This window comes from Acinetobacter sp. CAU_H_78 (assembly GCF_058599365.1).
The window spans coordinates 2,923,437-2,940,677 of sequence record NZ_CM178652.1 but is presented as its reverse complement, the minus strand read 5'-3'; the positions used below and the strand labels follow the sequence as shown (position 1 = coordinate 2,940,677).

General features: G+C 44.0%; 17 protein-coding genes. 8 read left to right on the top strand and 9 right to left on the bottom strand.

Features of this window, described 5'->3' with window-relative positions:
* Positions 1–289 precede the first annotated feature (289 nt).
* Together AC4MCD_RS13925 and argS are read right to left on the bottom strand one after the other, a co-directional pair.
* The gene (locus AC4MCD_RS13925) at positions 290–904 is read right to left on the bottom strand and encodes an SPOR domain-containing protein (RefSeq protein ID WP_180178862.1); all 615 of its coding nucleotides are present in this window, start codon (positions 902–904) and stop codon (positions 290–292) included.
* A gap of 313 nt (positions 905–1,217) precedes the next feature.
* On the bottom strand, positions 1,218–3,008 hold the full coding sequence (argS, locus tag AC4MCD_RS13920) for an arginine--tRNA ligase (RefSeq protein WP_491876294.1): 1,791 nt from the start codon (positions 3,006–3,008) through the stop codon (positions 1,218–1,220).
* Positions 3,009–3,261: 253 nt separating this feature from the next.
* Between argS and AC4MCD_RS13915 the strand changes: the two genes are divergently transcribed.
* Entirely contained in the window at positions 3,262–3,549 is a 288-nt protein-coding gene (locus AC4MCD_RS13915) for a DUF2798 domain-containing protein (RefSeq protein WP_125278848.1), read from the top strand.
* Between the two features lie 88 nt (positions 3,550–3,637).
* Here AC4MCD_RS13915 and AC4MCD_RS13910 read toward each other — a convergent pair whose 3' ends face one another.
* The 3 genes from AC4MCD_RS13910 to AC4MCD_RS13900 are packed head-to-tail and all read right to left on the bottom strand — an operon-like array spanning position 3,638 to position 6,101.
* Positions 3,638–4,939, bottom strand: coding sequence for a DUF445 domain-containing protein (locus tag AC4MCD_RS13910; RefSeq protein WP_491876293.1), 1,302 nt, complete (start codon positions 4,937–4,939; stop codon positions 3,638–3,640).
* 11 nt (positions 4,940–4,950) lie between these two features.
* Positions 4,951–5,520, bottom strand: a complete 570-nt coding sequence (locus AC4MCD_RS13905; protein WP_291359150.1) for a CC0125/CC1285 family lipoprotein — start codon at positions 5,518–5,520, stop codon at positions 4,951–4,953.
* 41 nt (positions 5,521–5,561) lie between these two features.
* Positions 5,562–6,101: a DUF924 family protein gene (locus AC4MCD_RS13900; protein WP_034703170.1), complete on the bottom strand. Its 540-nt coding sequence runs from the start codon at positions 6,099–6,101 to the stop codon at positions 5,562–5,564.
* 211 nt (positions 6,102–6,312) lie between these two features.
* Between AC4MCD_RS13900 and gshA the strand changes: the two genes are divergently transcribed.
* Positions 6,313–7,890 (top strand): glutamate--cysteine ligase, encoded by a 1,578-nt coding sequence (gene gshA / locus AC4MCD_RS13895; protein WP_491876292.1) that lies wholly within the window; start codon positions 6,313–6,315, stop codon positions 7,888–7,890.
* 18 nt (positions 7,891–7,908) lie between these two features.
* Positions 7,909–8,436: a disulfide bond formation protein B gene (locus AC4MCD_RS13890; RefSeq protein ID WP_419365455.1), complete on the top strand. Its 528-nt coding sequence runs from the start codon at positions 7,909–7,911 to the stop codon at positions 8,434–8,436.
* 86 nt (positions 8,437–8,522) lie between these two features.
* Here the strand turns inward: AC4MCD_RS13890 and AC4MCD_RS13885 are convergent, their stop codons facing one another.
* Complete coding sequence (locus tag AC4MCD_RS13885) at positions 8,523–9,854, bottom strand: PGAP1-like alpha/beta domain-containing protein (protein WP_491876291.1); 1,332 nt, start codon at positions 9,852–9,854, stop codon at positions 8,523–8,525.
* 242 nt (positions 9,855–10,096) lie between these two features.
* Between AC4MCD_RS13885 and AC4MCD_RS13880 the strand changes: the two genes are divergently transcribed.
* Positions 10,097–10,690 carry a YqiA/YcfP family alpha/beta fold hydrolase gene (locus tag AC4MCD_RS13880; RefSeq protein ID WP_419374883.1) on the top strand — a complete coding sequence of 198 codons (594 nt, stop codon included), beginning with the start codon at positions 10,097–10,099 and terminating at the stop codon, positions 10,688–10,690.
* Position 10,691: 1 nt separating this feature from the next.
* Positions 10,692–12,572, top strand: coding sequence for a DNA topoisomerase IV subunit B (parE, locus tag AC4MCD_RS13875; protein WP_180167917.1), 1,881 nt, complete (start codon positions 10,692–10,694; stop codon positions 12,570–12,572).
* A 62-nt stretch (positions 12,573–12,634) separates the two neighbouring features.
* Here parE and AC4MCD_RS13870 read toward each other — a convergent pair whose 3' ends face one another.
* From AC4MCD_RS13870 to AC4MCD_RS13860, 3 genes are all read right to left on the bottom strand, one after another.
* Positions 12,635–13,363 (bottom strand): hypothetical protein, encoded by a 729-nt coding sequence (locus AC4MCD_RS13870; RefSeq protein WP_491876290.1) that lies wholly within the window; start codon positions 13,361–13,363, stop codon positions 12,635–12,637.
* Between the two features lie 119 nt (positions 13,364–13,482).
* On the bottom strand, positions 13,483–13,986 hold the full coding sequence (locus AC4MCD_RS13865) for a GNAT family N-acetyltransferase (RefSeq protein WP_491876289.1): 504 nt from the start codon (positions 13,984–13,986) through the stop codon (positions 13,483–13,485).
* Positions 13,987–14,083: 97 nt separating this feature from the next.
* Positions 14,084–14,818 (bottom strand): outer membrane protein OmpK, encoded by a 735-nt coding sequence (locus AC4MCD_RS13860; protein ID WP_419374879.1) that lies wholly within the window; start codon positions 14,816–14,818, stop codon positions 14,084–14,086.
* A gap of 576 nt (positions 14,819–15,394) precedes the next feature.
* On the opposite strand from AC4MCD_RS13860, the gene AC4MCD_RS13855 reads away from it, so the two are divergent.
* The 3 genes from AC4MCD_RS13855 to AC4MCD_RS13845 all read left to right on the top strand — a co-directional run bounded on the left by AC4MCD_RS13855 (position 15,395) and on the right by AC4MCD_RS13845 (position 17,226).
* Complete coding sequence (locus tag AC4MCD_RS13855) at positions 15,395–15,763, top strand: HPF/RaiA family ribosome-associated protein (protein ID WP_005232722.1); 369 nt, start codon at positions 15,395–15,397, stop codon at positions 15,761–15,763.
* A 128-nt stretch (positions 15,764–15,891) separates the two neighbouring features.
* Positions 15,892–16,434 carry an ankyrin repeat domain-containing protein gene (locus tag AC4MCD_RS13850; protein WP_004781453.1) on the top strand — a complete coding sequence of 181 codons (543 nt, stop codon included), beginning with the start codon at positions 15,892–15,894 and terminating at the stop codon, positions 16,432–16,434.
* Positions 16,435–16,458: 24 nt separating this feature from the next.
* A complete protein-coding gene (locus tag AC4MCD_RS13845) occupies positions 16,459–17,226 on the top strand; it encodes a transporter (RefSeq protein WP_432242904.1) in 768 nt (255 codons plus the stop codon).
* Positions 17,227–17,241: the final 15 nt, after the last annotated feature.

Here is a 17,241-nt window from a genome sequence, read left to right as displayed (position 1 = left end):
AATCTCCTGTTGTGTTGCTTCCCCCTTTGAAAAAGGGGGATTGAGGGGGATTAAATATTCTAATTTCCTCCTCTTGCGCTTCAATTCAAAGCAGTGCTTTAAAGCTTGCTTAGGAGGGAATCTCATGATAACAAATATCCCTTAGATTCTTTCCCTTTGAAAAAGGTGAGAAGCCTTGCTTCGCAAGAGGGAGTTAAAAAATTAAAATCCCTCCCAACCTCCCTTTAAAAAAGGGAGGAGATAAAAGATCCAAAAAAAAGCGCCATCTGGCGCTTTTTATATTTAAACCTTATCGTTTGACTACGATCGAATCGATACCACTGTGCTGTAAGGTTTGCTGTGCAATAATGGCAGATTCCGCTGAGTCATAAGGTCCAGATACTACACGATACCAAACCTTGCCATTTTCCACACTGCGGACTACATCTGCAGATAAACCGTTGAGAATGATTTCTGCACGGCGGGCATCTGCCTGATCCGGGTCATCAAAACTACGGACTTGTAAAATATAGCTTGCAGAAGCAGGAGTTGGGGCTTCGGTTGCATCCAGACCCGGCTCAGTTGCTGTTTCTGATTCATCAACTTCTGGTCTTGGTGCCTCTACAATCACCACTGCTTCCTGATTTTTTGCTTCAGGAACCGCCTCTTCAGGAATCGGTGTTACTTGCTGTTGTGGCAACAGATCATAAAAACGGTAGTCTTTATTGGTATCTTCTTCTTGAGAATGCTCAGCCGTAGTCTGGTTTTTAGGTTTAACGGGTTCCCATGGCTTCCACAGCATGAGTGCCATTAAAAAACTTAACACGATTAAAATGATCACGAGTGTGCCGAGCCAGGTAGGAATAAGTGGCTTTTTAGGCTTATTCGGTCTTTCAGATACACCGCGCTGCGTTTTTCCAAACACTTGGGATTTCCTCTTATTTATCGGGGCAAATAGAAAAGGCATAACAGCAGTTATGCCCCTACTATGACTTCATCCTATGTGATCGTGATAGAAAAGTCATTATCTAGATCACAAATCACACAGAATTTTAATTTATCTGCATCTTCAAACACATAGCCGAAGTTACAAAATGTTTATTCAACAGATAAACGGCAATGACTAGCATGCTGACTTCGAGCATAGCTCTTGCCTTGCGAGCATGCAAAACAGTGTTTTGCTTACATGCTCACTTCGAGCAGAGCTCTTCGTCTTGCGTCAATGTAAAAGCAGTGCTTTACATTGACTCAGGTGCAGATACACCAAGTAGTTCTAGACCGTTACGCAGCACTTGGCGAATATTTACAGATAACAGTAAACGTGCCTGAGTCAATTCTGCATCATCCCCTAGAACCTTGTTGTCGTTGTACCAGCCATGGAACAGCGCAGCCAGCTCTTTCAGGTAGTTACCAATCTGATGTGGTTCATAGCTATTTGCAGCACGAATGACAATCTCTGGATAAGCTGCCAGTTTTGCCAGAATTTCGGTTTCCGCTTCCAGCTCAAGTTTGGCTGCCAGACCACGTGCAGTGGCTGCATCAAAGTTCACGCCTGTAGACGCTGCCTTTTCTAACATACGACAGATCCGCGCATGCGCATACTGGATGTAATATACGGCGTTGTCCTTGCTTTGAGATACGGCAAGGTCAAGGTCGAAGTCAATATGCTGTTCAGATTTACGCATAACATAGTAGAAACGCGCTGCATCATTCCCGACCTCTTTGCGCAGGTCACGCAAAGTCACGAACTGGCCTGAACGAGATGACATCTGTACCATCTCGCCACCACGCCACAGGCTGACAAACTGAACCAGAAGTACAGTCAGTTTTTTCGAGTCATAGCCCAGTGCATCAATCGCTGCTTTTACACGTGCGATATAACCATGGTGGTCTGAACCCCAGATATCAATGATATCGGTATAGCCACGTTGTAATTTGTTCAGGTGATACGCAATATCAGAGGCAAAATAAGTGGTTTGACCATTACGGCGTTTAACCACGCGGTCTTTTTCATCACCAAATTCAGTCGACTTGAACCAGATGTTGCCATCTTTTTCATACAGGAAGCCACGCTGATCTAGAGTTTGTAGCGCTTCATCAATTTTTTCAGTCAAAGTCGCTTCACTGAACCATTGATTGAAAGTCACCCCGAATTCACCAAGGTCATCTTTAATATCATCAAGGATGGCTTTTAACGCAGCTTGATGGAATACGCGGTAACCTTCATTCAATAAGGTTTGGGAGTTGAAGATCAGGCCATCAATGTGCTTTTCTTTATCGCCTGAAACCACCACCTTATTGCCTTCAGCATCCGGTTCGGCAGCGTACTGTACATCTTCAGGGACATCTTTATAAACGTCTGCAACAGGGCGAACATAGATATCGCCGTCTTTATCAATAATGCTTTGTGCGATTTCTTTGACGTAGTCACCTTGATAGGCATTTTTCGGGAACACCAGTTCCTGACCCGTCAATTCTAAATAACGTAAGTAAGTTGAAGTCGCCAGAATATCCATCTGACGGCCAGCATCGTTGACGTAATATTCGCGATCAACTTTGGCACCTGTCGCTTCAAGCAGATTTGCAACAGTCATACCATAAGCAGCGCCACGACCATGACCTACGTGCAGGCTAGAAGTCGGGTTCGCAGAAACAAATTCAACCTGAACGCGTTTTTCCGCATTGGCCTGGGTACGACCATACGTTGCCTGTTGAGCCTGAATCTGATCAAGCACAGCAAAACGCTGGTCTGCATTTAAAAAGAAGTTAATAAAGCCTGGGCCTGCAATTTCTGCCTTGCTGATATCCGCCACTTCAGGTAGGGCAGCAAGAATTTTTTCTGCTAAATCACGCGGTTTCATACCTGCAGCTTTAGACGCGATCATGGCAATATTTGATGCAAAGTCACCGTGGCTGCGGTCTTTGGTACGCGTCAAATTACTTGTATTGTTCCAGTCAGATGGGAGTACGTTTTGTGCCTGTAAAGTTTGCACTGCATGATCGAGAGCTGCTTGGATTGCCGTATTCATAATCAGTCGAAAATAGATATCGCAGAAAAACAGCAAATATAGCAAATTTCCGACTCTTTAGGTAAAACCATTTATGGGGAATAAAAAATATACGATTAGTAGTCTATAGTTTCTATCCGTCGGTCGGTCATCAATGAAGGATCACATGAGAAAGAGGAGAATAAATAAGTTGCAAATTTTGCTATAAAAAATGAATCATCCAGCAATCAAAATGGCCTATATTAGCCTGATTGAAACAATAAAAAGAGTCAGCATGGATTCAAAACAGCGCCCGACCATCATCGGCAATATTCCCAAACTTCCAGCCAAATGGGCCCTGGTCATTGTGCCTTTTATCCTGTCCTGCCTGATGAGTGGAATTATTTCCATGATCAACATGCTGCGCAATCTGGGCTGGATTGAGGGCTTTATGGCACTCTGGTTTCATAACTGGATGATTTCCTGGGCAATTGCTTTTCCGATTGTGGTGACACTCTTGCCTTTTGTACGCAAATTTGCCGGCTTGCTGGTCGATATGTCAGGAAATCAGCCACCCAAGTAATTATTTTCTATCAGCCGACTATTCAGAGAAGGAATTCTAGAGGGTAAAAAGGACTCGCTGATCAATGAACTCTCTAGCTAAAAACCAATTAAATCAGATGCTCGGCTGCAGCACGGATGATTCCAAGGATCAGACCAATACAGGCCCCGACCACGACACCATTAACCCGGATCATATGCAGGTCACCACCGACTTCATTTTCAATCTTGTCGATCATCTCGGTCGAATCCCATTCATGAATACGTTCACTGATAAAACGAATCACTTTCTCACTATACTGGTCGCTCAAATCGACAGCGATACCACTGAGACGTTTATTCAGTAACTCACGCACTGAGGTATTTGAAATAATATTCTCACCGACTTGCTGAATGGCGACTCGCAGATTCTCTGCAATCCCCGAATCCGATTTTTGCAAATCTGCCTTGATGGCATCGCATAAAATGACCACTGCACCACTGATAAAATTTAGCACTTGCGGGCTGTCGAGTAGAGCATCTTTGGTTTCATTCAGTCGCTGACTGGCCATACTTTCAGAGTCTGCCAATTGCTGCATCAGTTCTTGAGCAGTTTCTTCAATTTTAAGCCGCCATGGATGATCGGGATCTGCCAGCATGGCTTCCACCCGCTGAATCACCGAATCGATACTGCGTTGCTGCACATCAATGCCGATCCAGCTCGCGCCTTTGGCCAGACGCCAGACCCCCATTTCCTTGAATAAAGTGCGGGTCAGCTCACGGGTCTGTTCCGGATGTGAAGTCATCCAGGCATGCACCACATCCAGGCCGCGTTGCAGCACATCCTGATGGAAATCATTTTCTAAAACAGCGCGTAACATTTCGCTGGCCAAGGTATTGATCTGGGTATTTTTGACCCATTGCACACTGTTGCTCTGAATAAATCCGGCGATCTGTTCCTGCCCGACAAATTCAAATACTTTAGGTACAGTCTGCTGAATCACTTGTGTGACCTGAGCATTATTCTGTGGATTGGCCAGCCAGCGGCCGGCAGCCAGACTTAAATCGGTACTGGCCAGACTGCGCTGCACAATTTGCGGGGAAAGGAAATTTTCCTGCACAAAGCGACCCATAGATTCGGCAATCCGGGCCTTATTGCGTGGAATAATTTCAGTATGGTCACGTAAAAATTTCGGAATCGGCAGCCGGCCAAAAGGATTACGGAACAGCACAGTAATTGCATACCAGTCTGCCAGACCACCGACTACACCCGCCTCAGCAGAGAGCATTAAAATATGAATCAGCCAGACATATTCAGGCAGCAGTTTTGCAGTAATCATCAGCGCCAGCCAAGCCAGTACTGCGACGACCAGTGCAATGGTCGCAAAACGTTTACTGCGTTGTAAGCTTGGTGACGGCTGCTCTTTCTGCATAAATCATCCTGTTATTGGGGCGTGGCCGGCTGCGGTTGGAGTACTTGGCCGGATGGACTTACTCCATATTTAGCGCCAAGTGATTGTAAAATCAAGCGCGCATCAAAAGCATCTTTCGGCTCCTGACCGGCTTTAAAGCACTCAATGGTATAAGCCACTTGAGCAGGATCTAAAGTGACAGTATAGGGCTGGTCATAGAATGGATCGGGCCAGAATCCCGGATAGCGGCGGGAATAACCATAAGGACGATAATAGCCGTATGGATAGACGCTAGGCGCCGGATAGACAATCGCCTGACGCGGTGGTTGCTGGGTACGGTTACTAGGATCGTTCAGTACCCGGAAAAACTGGAAGCCATTTTGTACCGTAGTTTGAGCAGCTTTCAGCAGGGTGATTTCTTCGGCCGTACCGAAACTCATATTAGGTCGCGCCTGAAAACTGATGCGGTAGGTGTTGGCGTTCAGTGGGGTGGTGCTGTACTGGCCGAGCTGGTCAAAGGTAAGCGGCTTGGACGGTGTCGTTGCACAGCCAGAAAGCAGGGCAGTCGTCGCAAGGGTCAGGGCAATGACGGTTTTTTTCATCTTCGTTCTCCTGATAGGATGATCCAGCGAGTTACAGACCTCTAGAAGCTGCTATCTGGCTGGGTCAGGAAACTCAATTCTTCCTCGGTGGATTCACGGCCCAGAATCTGGTTGCGATGTGGGTAGCGTCCGAAACGGTCAATAATGATTTTATGCTTGATTTCATATTCAAGGTTTTCTGGATTGCCGAGGCGCTGAAATAATTTTAGCGCAAATTCATGGATTAATTTAGATTCGCTATGCATGAAAGGCATATAAAGGAAGGAACGTTGCTCCGGGCTCAGCTGCTTGTCCAGATCCTGGCTGATGGCTTCCTGAGCCAGTGCCAAAGCCAGACTGTCCTGAGCAAAAGCACGCGGCGTATCCCGAAAAATATTGCGTGAAAACTGGTCCAGAACAAGGATTTCTGCCAGACGGCCGTCAGCATTCTTGCGCCATGACCACAGTTCAGCTTTACTCGCCTGTTCCAGAATATCGCCAAATTTTTCCTTCAAACTTTGGTCGAACTGGTCACTTTTGGCAAACCAGTTGGGTTGTGTTTCAGGACTAAACCAGAAGTCTAAAATATCTTGATAATTCATAATGTTTACAATTTATTAGCATTTATTTGTCAATAAAATCACAAATTTCACATGTCTTATAGAGAAACTTTGTGTTAAAAATTTGCCCAACTAAAAATCAATGGTTTGCTTGAAAACTAGGCAGGGCAGCATGTGCTGTCTGGAAATCGCGGTATACTAAGCTAAACCGATGATTCTATTTTAATAGTTACCCCCATTAAGCGAGATTGTAATGAGTCAACCTGAATCGACTGCCCATGATGTATTACCGGAATGGGTAGATTCGTCGCTCATCAAAGGAATGCTGCGCGGTATCGAGCGTGAGAGCTTGCGTATGCAAAGCAATGGTTTTCTGTCGCAGGAACCGCATCCTCATGCCTTAGGTTCAGCTCTGACACATCCGCATATTACGACTGATTATTCTGAAGCCTTAATGGAGTTTATTACTCCGCCGAAAGAGAGTATTAATGAAGCTCTCAACTACCTGACTGATATTCATGCCTTTGTACACCGTCATCTGAAAAATGATGAAAAGCTCTGGCCGATGTCCATGCCGTGCATGCTCGACAGCAAGGATGAAAATATCCCGTTAGCACAATATGGCAGTTCCAATATTGGCTTATTTAAAACGCTGTATCGTCATGGTTTAGGCGTGCGTTATGGTCGCCGTATGCAGACCATTTCCGGGGTTCACTATAATCTGTCTTTCCCGGATCATTTCTTTACAGCGCTACAAGAACAGGAAGCCGATGAAGAGCTATGCGCTTTAAGCCTGCAAGATTATCGCAGCCATCGTTATATGGGGCTGATCCGTAACTTTATTCGTTTGACGCCACTGGTAATTTTTCTGGTTGGTGCCAGTCCAGCAGTTTGTCAGTGTTTTATGACTGGACGTGATCACCACTTATTCCCGCTGGTGCGCGGTACTTTATATACGCCTTATTCGACTGCATTACGGATGGGACGTTTTGGCTACCAGAATTCGGCACAGAAACAGCTGGGTATTCACTACAATAATCTGCAGGATTATCTGGCAGGTCTGCAAAAAGCGGTCAGAACACCGTATAAACAGTTTACCCGTCTGGGTCTGGATGATGCCAATGGTCAGCCAATTCAGATCAATGACCATGTGCTACAGATTGAAAATGAATACTACAGTCTGGTGCGTCCGAAGCAGGTACCTCAAGAAGGTGAAACTCCATCGCAAGCCTTGCAAAATCGCGGGATCGGCTATGTCGAGCTGCGTGCTGTCGATGTCAATCCGTATAGCGCGATCGGGATCAATGAAGATACTGCCGGCTTCCTGGAAGTAGTGGCACTGTACTGCTTATTGCAAGACAGCCCGGCATTGCTGGATGCAGAACAGGAAATCATTGACCAGAATCAGGCAGAAGTGGTGAATCGTGGTCGCGCCTATAACGCTGCAATTATGGAAAATGGTCAGCGTTATATGATTGAAGACTGGTGTAATCTACATTTGCAACGTATGCAGCCACTGGCTCAATTGCTCGATCAGGCTTATGACACTGATTTATATAGTAGCGCCATGCAAGCGATGCAGATCCGTGTCGATGAAGTCGATGCGACCTTGTCAGCCCTGATTGTCGGAGATATCCGTAGCCACAGCAGCATGTGGCAATTTGGCCAGCATTTGGCCCATCAGCATAGCAATCTCTATGAATCACATCGATTAAGCAAAGAAACACTTAAATATTTCAATGAATTGTCACAAAAGTCATTGCAGCAACAACACCAGCTCGAGCAAGATAACACGATCAGTTTTACTGAATATTTAGCCCAATATCGATAATAAATAAGAGGATTAACCATGCAATGGGGTTATCGCTTCGTGAGTGGTGTGTTGTTTTTGGCATCTATTGCCGGGATGGCATTTGCTTTATATCTTGAGCATGGACAGGGCCTGAACCCTTGCCCATTGTGTGTGTTTCAACGAATCGGATTGATCGGACTAGGGATTATTTCCCTGATTGCGTTGCTGCATAATCCGAAATCCAATGCCATGAAGCGCGTATATGCTTTCTTAGGCTCGCTCAGTATCTTATGGTCAGTCGGTGTAGCTGCACGGCATGTCTGGCTACAGAACCTGCCACCGGATCGAGTGCCGAGCTGTGGCCCAGGTCTGGATTACTGGTTGGAAACTTTGCCGATGAAATCGGTATTACAGCAGGTATTAAATGGTTCAGGTGAATGTGCCGCAATTGACTGGACGTTCTTGGGGCAATCTTTACCGGTCTGGTCATTGGTGTTCTTCAGTATCTTATTGCTGATCAGCCTGTGGCAGTTATTTCGCAAATATCAGACTGCGCCCGTCAAACGTTTAAGAGATAAATACTGATTTTCAAAATTGGAATCAAAAAGCCAGTCTACAGACTGGCTTTTTTTATCACTCTCTTAGAGGCGAACCAAATTTTTTATCTTCAATCAGGTCAGGGCAATGCCTTCAATACTATCTAGATCGGTCACGTATTCATGAATTTGTGTATAGGCTTCATCTTCCACACTTGGATAGAACCAGCGCACAATCTGTTCAGCCACCAACGGATGATACTGAATTTCAAAGTGGTTCAAGCCATAGAAAATCGCCTTATGTGCGTCGGGTACTTTCAGGTCAAAACGCGGGTGGGGATGTTCGCCCAAGGCACTTTTGACACTGACCAGATAATCGCCGATCACATTAAGCGTTTTGTTGGTATGGTGTTCAAACTCGATCGTACCTGCCACCAGATAGGCATCGATATGCGCAGGAATCGGGGCTGGTTTACGGTTGTCGTCCATAAAGCCAATCCGTACCGGATTATGTTCCCAGTCATCATCCCGGACACTGCCATGACGTAAGTCCAGAATCCCGTTACTGCGAATATTCACCACATGCCCCACAATTTTCACTAAAGGAAAATGTCCAAGTTTTTCCTGCAAGCTAAAACCAAAACGTTCCAGTACCGCACCATGATGCGGTGAACCCAGACAGACCAGATTTTCCACCATCGGAATCCAGTCATAGACATTCTGTTTGCCATAGAATAGGGCACTGCGTGACACCAGACCACCCATACTGTGTCCGATCAGATCAATACTGGTAATTCCCGGATTACGTTTGACCAGATCTTGCAAGGCATTGGCCAGACTGCGGCCATTGGCTGAAATGCGGCGTCCGGTATTGTAGTTCAGGTACAGCATGGTGTTATGGTCACGCTGAGCCAGCAATTTTTCCCCAATACCCGGATATTTGCGGGTCGACCAGTCCAGATGGTTCATGCATAGACCATGCACAAATAGGGTAATGCGTCCAGTTAGCTCACCTTGTTGTAGAGAACCATAATGATCGTAAATGAGCATCGGCAGGGCGAGAGGATTCTGATATTTCAGCAGATAATCGCCAATAATCCCGTTCAGGGTACTGACCATAAAATGCATGGTCGGGGTCAGAGGTTTATTATGTAATTTGGGAAATCTTTCAATAATACGACGTAGTCCAGGCGCAATCAGGGTATTGCCATAATGAAAGATCATGTCATAAGACATTTGATACAGACGTACGATATAAGGAATATTCTGGAAAGTTTTGGAATTTTTTTCACTCAGCCCGAATACGCTCATTAAAATTTCACGCTGAATCGATTTAATCAGCTCCTGTACTACATCACTAAAGCGCATGGTGACCAATTGTGCCAGGCCTTCCAGGACATCTGCCTGGCTAAGCGGAGTTCGGTCCCATCGACAATAGGTTTCATGCAATGGCGTTAAACTTGGCATTTGATCCTATCCTTTATATGAGCCGTAGACATCTTTCTTTTTTGAGCACTTCGCGGTATAAATTCTTTTTTCAGTATTCTTGATTCTCAATTTATTCGGAATACTCTTAAAATAGCGAGAATTGCATAACATTAAAGGCTTTTTTGTCAGACAATTTAAGCAATTAAGTGGTTATAAAATGAAGTGTATTTCACACTTTTAAATTAAATTTTGACATTTTGTTTGTTTTTTATTGATTGCCGATGAATATCATTTACCTGCATGGGTTCAAGAGTAGTAGCAACTCGATTAAAGGCCAGTTATTGGAACAATACTGTGCCAAGTACCCGGATATTCAGGTGCATTTACCAGATTTGAACATGCCGCCCATGGCTGCAATTCAGAAGATTTCTAAATTGATCCAGTCGATGGACCAGGTGGCATTGGTCGGCAGTAGCCTCGGGGGATTCTATGCGACATATCTGGTCGCTCAAGCGCATGTGCCGGCTGTACTGATCAATCCGGCAATGCGACCATGGCAGCTGTTTCGTGAACTGTTTGATGATGAATTGCCTCTGCAGGTTCATCCGAACTGGTGCCTGAATGACGCAGATCTTGGCCAGCTCGAAGCTATGGCGCTACCAACTGCGCAAGATGCAGACAAAATATTAGTGCTGTTACAACAAGGCGATGAAGTTTTGGATTATCGTGAAGCACATAGCTATTATAGTTCAGCTCGTCCACCTGCACTGCTGATGACAGAGGCCAATGGCAGCCATGGTATGGATGATTTTGCGGAGAAAATTCCGCTGCTCTTACAGTTTTTATCCGACTGCATAAAAAAGGAAACCGAATAACGTGTCTCAATATACGGCTCAATCTCTTGAAGTTTTATCTGGTCTAGATCCGGTGCGTCGTCGTCCGGGCATGTATACCGATACCTCTCGTCCAAACCACTTGGCGCAGGAAGTGATTGATAACGCGGTCGATGAGGCATTGGCGGGACATGCCAATAAAGTCACGGTCACGGTGTATAAGGATGGTTCATTATCGGTCGAAGACAATGGTCGTGGTATGCCGGTTGATATTCACCCGGAATATGGTCAGAGCGGGATCGAAATTATCCTGACCAAACTGCATGCCGGTGGTAAGTTTAGTACTGATAACTATCAATTTTCTGGCGGTCTACACGGGGTAGGGATCTCGGTCGTTAACGCGCTTTCTAGCCGCGTAGAAGTTGAAGTTCAGCGTCACGGCAACCTGTATAAAATGGCCTTTGAAAATGGTGAACCGACTGCACCACTAGAAGTGCTGGAAGGCAAGGCACCGAAACGTGCCACAGGGACAACTGTTCATTTCTGGCCGGAAACCAAATATTTTGATTCGCCCAAATTTGCCCTTAAAGCCTTAAAACATAATTTAAAAGCCAAAGCAGTATTGGCTGCTGGTCTACAAATTAACTATATCGACCAGATTAATGATGAAAAGATCACCTGGCAGTTTGAAAATGGTCTGGTCGACTATTTGATGGATGAGCTGGAAGACCGTGAAATCATTCCGGCCCCTGCTTTTGTGGCGACAGGTGATGCTGAGCGTGCCAGTGCAGAATTTGCCATCTGCTGGAATGTGGAAGGTGGAGAAAGTATTCAGGAATCATATGTCAACCTGATTCCAACCGCACAGGGCGGTACTCATGTGAATGGCTTACGTTCAGGTGTGACCGATGCCATGCGTGAGTTCTGTGAGCTGCGTAACCTGTTGCCACGGAATATGAAACTGTCTGCAGAAGATGTCTGGGATGGGGTGAACTATATCCTGTCGCTGAAATTCCAAGAGCCACAATTCTCTGGTCAGACCAAGGAACGTTTATCTAGCCGTGAAGCCTCAGGCATTGTGCAGAATATTGCCAAAGATGCGTTTGCACTGTGGCTGAACCAGAATTCAGACATCGCTATGCAACTGGCAGAAATGGCCATTTCCAAAGCGGGTCGCCGTTTAAAAGCAGCTAAGAAAGTTGAGCGTAAGAAAATTGTCGCTGGTCCGACTTTACCTGGGAAACTGTCAGATTGTGTTGGACATGATCTGGATCAGTCTGAACTGTTTATTGTGGAAGGAGACTCTGCGGGTGGCTCGGCCAAGCAGGCACGTGACAAAAATTTCCAGGCGATCATGCCGATTCGCGGGAAAATTTTAAATACCTGGGAAGTCTCTTCGGATGAAGTGCTGGCCTCTCAGGAAGTACATAACATTGCAATCGCGATTGGGGTCGATCCAGGTTCAGATGATCTGTCTGAACTGCGTTATGGCAAGATATGTATTCTTGCCGATGCCGACTCGGATGGTTTGCATATTGCGACTTTGTTATGTGCGCTGTTCGTAAAACACTTTCCGATTCTGGTCGAGGAAGGGCATCTGTTTGTAGCGATGCCACCACTATTCCGTATTGATGATGGTAAAGATGTGCACTATGCGCTGGATGAAGATGAACTGGAAGGCATCCTGAAAAAATGTAAAACCAAGAATCCGCAAATCACCCGATTCAAAGGTTTAGGCGAGATGAATGCCAGCCAGCTCCGTGAAACTACTTTGGATCCAAATACTCGTCGTCTGGTGCAGCTAGATCTGGATGATGTGCACCTGACTTCAGGCTTACTGGATAAACTGTTGGCTAAAAAACGTGCCAGTGACCGTAAAGACTGGCTGGAACAGAAAGGTAATCTGGCAGATATCGTTGTTTAAAATGATTTGCTGCTAATACCTATTAAAAAGCCCGCAATCGCGGGCTTTTTTAACAACTCAATTTAAGACTCAACTTTTAAATAGTGTCCATCTGCATAGACATTATGTCCAAAGCCACAACCTGAACTGCCATTGTCCTGTTTTAAAATCACCTGCTGCCCCTGTTTAGGATCAAAAGCAAAATTGAGATTAATTTTGCAGTCATCTGATCGATAGGTCGTTTGATTTTTATTAACAGGCATTGTGGTTTCAAATTCACCTATATTTGGACCATAAATCATGCTATTTACTCCCATATAGAGGCCATTAAAATGAATCTGATAAGAATTTTTAATCCGTTTGACTTGAATGGTATTCCAGTGACCGAAGCCAGCATGCCGTATATAAATGCCTGCCAAGTTTTGAGTTTTTTGCGGAGGAGGAAGCTGTTTTAAATTAAATTGACTGCTTTTGGCCTGAGGAAAGACTGAAAACCAGGCCCGTGCCCATTGTGGCTTTCCTGATTTAAAATAGCTTAACCCGACATTATTAAAAGCAGTGGTAATGGCATTCTCGGAAAAAGATACACCGCTATTTTCACTATGCATTGCACAAAAGGCAGACCAGGAAGCTTGCTGTTGAAATTGTCCTAGCGCATTTTGATACTGTTTCTGATCATAAAATTTTCTTCCCGAGTTGGCATAGCTTTTCACCTTGGCACATTCGGATCGGAGTTCAGTTTCAAAGTCTGAATTGGCGAAACTGAAACTACTCAGAGGGAGAATACTGATAAAGATAAACCATTTATTCATAATTTTACTCAACTGATATTATTCTGGTTTTAATAGAAAATTTTATCTCTCCGCAATTTTTCTAACAGATTATTGATCTAATTAGATTAATTTTTACATAAAAAATAAAATATTTTGGTTTAATTCAGGTTGAGTTGCATCAATACCAGATCGCGCCATTGTCCAAATTTCTGTCCAACTTCCCGCATATAACCGGTTTGTTTAAAGCCTAATTTCTCATGTAAGGCAATTGATGCCTGATTTTCATGGTCAATGGCACCGACCATGACATGGATAGCATTTTGCCGGGCATGTTCAATCAGCTTGAGCATCAAGGCTTTGCCCAGACCTTGCCCTATAAAATCTGCATGAAGAAAGACAGAATGTTCAACAGTGTGTTTAAAGCCCTGAATGGGTCGAAATATAGAATAATCCGCATAACCTGCAATTTGCCTGGATGCTGAATGCTCAGCTACTAATAAAGGAAATTGCTGAGCATTTAATTCATTCAGCATGTTCTGAAAATCCTGGATCGTTTTTGGCGTGCTATTCCAGGTTGAGGTTCCGTATAAGATTTCAGCATTGTAGATCGGGAGTAGATGTTCCAAATCTTGAATTTGAGCAGGACGAATAACAAAGCTCATAAGCAGATGCCAAAAAAGAAAGAGAATATCTAACCATAACCTGAATTTAGGCAATAAAAAAGCAGAACCGAAGTCCTGCTTTATTCATTCTAAAAACTTAGAAGTGGTATTTAACCAATGCGCTGACATCGTGTTGATCAACGTCAGTACCGAATTTGTTATTCCAAACAGAATGTTCAATACCAAGGTAAAGTTTAGTCTCAGGAGAGATATGTTTACCAACGTTCCATTTGTATTGTGAAGTCCAGTTCAATTCACTTTTGTGATCAGGACCTTCAGCGGTTGACCAGTCCAGGAAAGCATCTGCCAGGAACTCTTCGCCACCAATTTTAAATGGAACTGCATAAGTGATCGTCATTTGATAATCATCTTTTTGCAGATCATTGTCAGCTTTGTAGAAATTAATATTCGCATAGCTAGTATATGGAATATCAAGCGCAAAACCGATCCCGTATAAGTAGTTATTAAAGTCACTCGCACCGCTATTGCCTTCCCACGTAGTCGCAATAAGTACGTCTTTAATTGGGCCAAGTTCAAGCTTTTGACCACTGACTGCACCTAAACTTAAACGCGGTGCAACTTCGAAGTAAGTTTCATTACCGAAATCATTATTGGTACGGTCAGCAAAGGCGAAGATATCACCATATTTTAAACCAGCTGCATATTCAGCCGTAATGGTTGATTGATCAATTTTTTCATTACCAGCTTCAAATGGTGCTTTATAGTTTTCACCATATAAAGCTGACAGACTAAAATCCTGCCAAACTGCTGCCTGAGTGAAAGCTGCTGTTGAAGCCAATGCACAAAGTGCCGCGATTTGTGTAAATTTCATTTAAATATCTCCCCCGAGAAAGCAGCTTAAGGATACAGATTAATAAGTAAAAATAAAGTCAAAATTGATCACTGACAGAAATATTTCATCGTCCTGAGCTGATGATAATTTGAGATATGGGGAGAAGAAGGTTTATAGGATATTTGAAGCGAGTTAAATTTTTATATTTAAATTAATTTTAAGAATTGAGACTCAATTTTGAAGCTGATTAAAGTAATTACATAGATCTTTTATGAACAGGGCAAAGACTGCTTTAATTTTGGGAAGGTCATGTGAATAGTAATTCGATTGTTCTAAATCTGGAAGATCAATCACGATCCTGTAAGCAGTTGTCACGATCGGTTGTCCTTTTGCTAAAAAAATCAAAATATCACTTGCATATTTTCAAGAGAGGACCGATATTCGAAGTATAGGAACACGGTTCTGCAGACTCAAAAATGTGTTCATCATTCAATCTGGAGGGTTTTATCCAAAGCGATTTGAAGATGTGAAATGCAATATAAAACAGCAAGCTATACACGTGCCAAGATAAAAATTCTGCACTAAAAAGTTAAAATGATTTGAGGATGGTATTTTATGAACATTGAACTCCGTACCGATAAAAACATTCGCAATAGTGATCGTCTAATTACTTACGTTCGTACCGAATTAAATCAGGAATTCCAGCGCCACAGTGAGCGTATAACCCATTTCTCAGTGCATCTTAGCGATGAAAATGCCGCCAAAGGAGGCGATGACGATATTCGCTGCATGATCGAAGCACGTCCTGCCGGCTTGAAGCCAATTGTCGTGAACCATCATGGTCATAATGTTGATACTGCGATTCATGGAGCCATTGACCGTTTAAAACGCAGTCTGGAACATGTGATTGAGAAAAAAGATAACGTACGTAGCACTCCGCTAAAACTTGCGGAAGAAGATACAGGTACAGATCTAGAACAATAAATAATCCGCAGATGAAAAAGGCCCTACGGGGCTTTTTTCAATTTTAGATAAAATAAACGAATGAGAACAAAACAAATCCCGCTTTATTCGGCATAATAGTGAAAAACGAATTTGAAGTGAGCTCCATCATGTTAACTGCGCAACAACAGCTTTTTGTGCAAGCACTCGAAGAACTTAATCTGGGTCAGGTCAAACAGCTTTTGGCAGATGGACTTAACCCGAATTTTATTGATCTGGAAAAAGGCCCTGTTATTTCCATCTGGTCAGATGGCCTGTTCAAATGGTGGGAAGAAGTCTGCGAAGCTTATGAAGCGGGCAGTCCCTTAACTGCTGAAGAAAAACAGCAACGTCTGGATGTACATTTACAGATTCTGGAAGCGCTGATCCAGGCCAAAGTCAATTTGCATCTTTGGGATGCTGAAGAAGTTTATGGCCCGCTTTGGGATGCGGCCAGTGCAGCCTGTGTACCTGCAGTGCAGCGCCTATTAGAAGAAAAAGTCAATCCGAACAGCAAGGATGAAGAAGGATTAACCATTCTGTCATCGATTAGTGATTTATTCTTTGATTGTGATTTTGATGAAATTAACTGGGCAGAAGCACTGGAAGAAGAAAAACAGACCCTAGAATTATTGCGTAGTCATGGCGCAAAAATGACCAAGGAATTACATTAAATTTTAAGAAAGAGCTCCAGCAAGATGAAGACAACTTTAAGAATATTGGGTTTAATGGCACTGACGGGTGTCAGTGCACAGCTTTGTGCAGCGGTAGAGTTTGACCGACCAGGTGAAGGTCTGGGCACCAGTACAGTTCCAGTGGGTCAGTTAGCTTGGGAACAGGGTTTACCGAGTTTCTCTTATAGCGAAGCGACTGTGGATGGAAGCAAGCTGAAACAAACCACTTTAAATGCCGACGTCTTGTTGCGTACCGGTTTGACTGATGATCTGGAATTACGTTTAGGCTGGGCTGGTCCGGCCTGGTCACAAACCAAGTTCAATGGTCAGACTGAAGAGGATGATGGTTTAGGCGATGTCAGTATTGGCCTGAAAAAAGCCATTGATCTGGATGATGAAAAACTCAGTATGGCGCTGATGGCTGAAGCTATTATTGCCACAGGTAATGCTAATTTTAGTAATGAAGAAGATATTTATAGCCTGAGCTCAGCAGTTGCTTATCAATATAATGATTTGGTGAATACTGCACTGACCATGCGTTATGAATGGCAGGATAGCAACTGGGCGATTACTGCAATTCCAGCTTTAAGCTATCAGATTGCTGATCGCTGGTCAGGTTATTCTGAACTGATTTATCGCAAAGCTGAAAGTCAGGATAATGAATATGCGCTAGGCACTGGCGTCATGTATGCGTTGAATGATCAGGTACAACTTGATGCCAGTATCGGGGTAGATCTGGAAGGTCAGAATAAAGGTTACTTCTCAGGCTTGGGCGTATCGTTCCTATTCTAAGCTGCTCTTATTCCG

Bases quoted from the DNA above. Each gene is read 5' to 3' on its own strand.
- argS (WP_491876294.1), bottom strand. From the start codon at position 3,008: ATGAATACGGCAATCCAAGCAGCTCTCGATCATGCAGTGCAAACTTTA.
- AC4MCD_RS13915 (WP_125278848.1), top strand. From the start codon at position 3,262: ATGGATTCAAAACAGCGCCCGACCATCATCGGCAATATTCCCAAACTT.
- AC4MCD_RS13910 (WP_491876293.1), bottom strand. From the start codon at position 4,939: ATGCAGAAAGAGCAGCCGTCACCAAGCTTACAACGCAGTAAACGTTTT.
- AC4MCD_RS13905 (WP_291359150.1), bottom strand. From the start codon at position 5,520: ATGAAAAAAACCGTCATTGCCCTGACCCTTGCGACGACTGCCCTGCTT.
- AC4MCD_RS13900 (WP_034703170.1), bottom strand. From the start codon at position 6,101: ATGAATTATCAAGATATTTTAGACTTCTGGTTTAGTCCTGAAACACAA.
- gshA (WP_491876292.1), top strand. From the start codon at position 6,313: ATGAGTCAACCTGAATCGACTGCCCATGATGTATTACCGGAATGGGTA.
- AC4MCD_RS13890 (WP_419365455.1), top strand. From the start codon at position 7,909: ATGCAATGGGGTTATCGCTTCGTGAGTGGTGTGTTGTTTTTGGCATCT.
- AC4MCD_RS13885 (WP_491876291.1), bottom strand. From the start codon at position 9,854: ATGCCAAGTTTAACGCCATTGCATGAAACCTATTGTCGATGGGACCGA.
- AC4MCD_RS13880 (WP_419374883.1), top strand. From the start codon at position 10,097: ATGAATATCATTTACCTGCATGGGTTCAAGAGTAGTAGCAACTCGATT.
- AC4MCD_RS13870 (WP_491876290.1), bottom strand. From the start codon at position 13,363: ATGAATAAATGGTTTATCTTTATCAGTATTCTCCCTCTGAGTAGTTTC.
- AC4MCD_RS13865 (WP_491876289.1), bottom strand. From the start codon at position 13,986: ATGAGCTTTGTTATTCGTCCTGCTCAAATTCAAGATTTGGAACATCTA.
- AC4MCD_RS13860 (WP_419374879.1), bottom strand. From the start codon at position 14,818: ATGAAATTTACACAAATCGCGGCACTTTGTGCATTGGCTTCAACAGCA.
- AC4MCD_RS13855 (WP_005232722.1), top strand. From the start codon at position 15,395: ATGAACATTGAACTCCGTACCGATAAAAACATTCGCAATAGTGATCGT.
- AC4MCD_RS13850 (WP_004781453.1), top strand. From the start codon at position 15,892: ATGTTAACTGCGCAACAACAGCTTTTTGTGCAAGCACTCGAAGAACTT.
- AC4MCD_RS13845 (WP_432242904.1), top strand. From the start codon at position 16,459: ATGAAGACAACTTTAAGAATATTGGGTTTAATGGCACTGACGGGTGTC.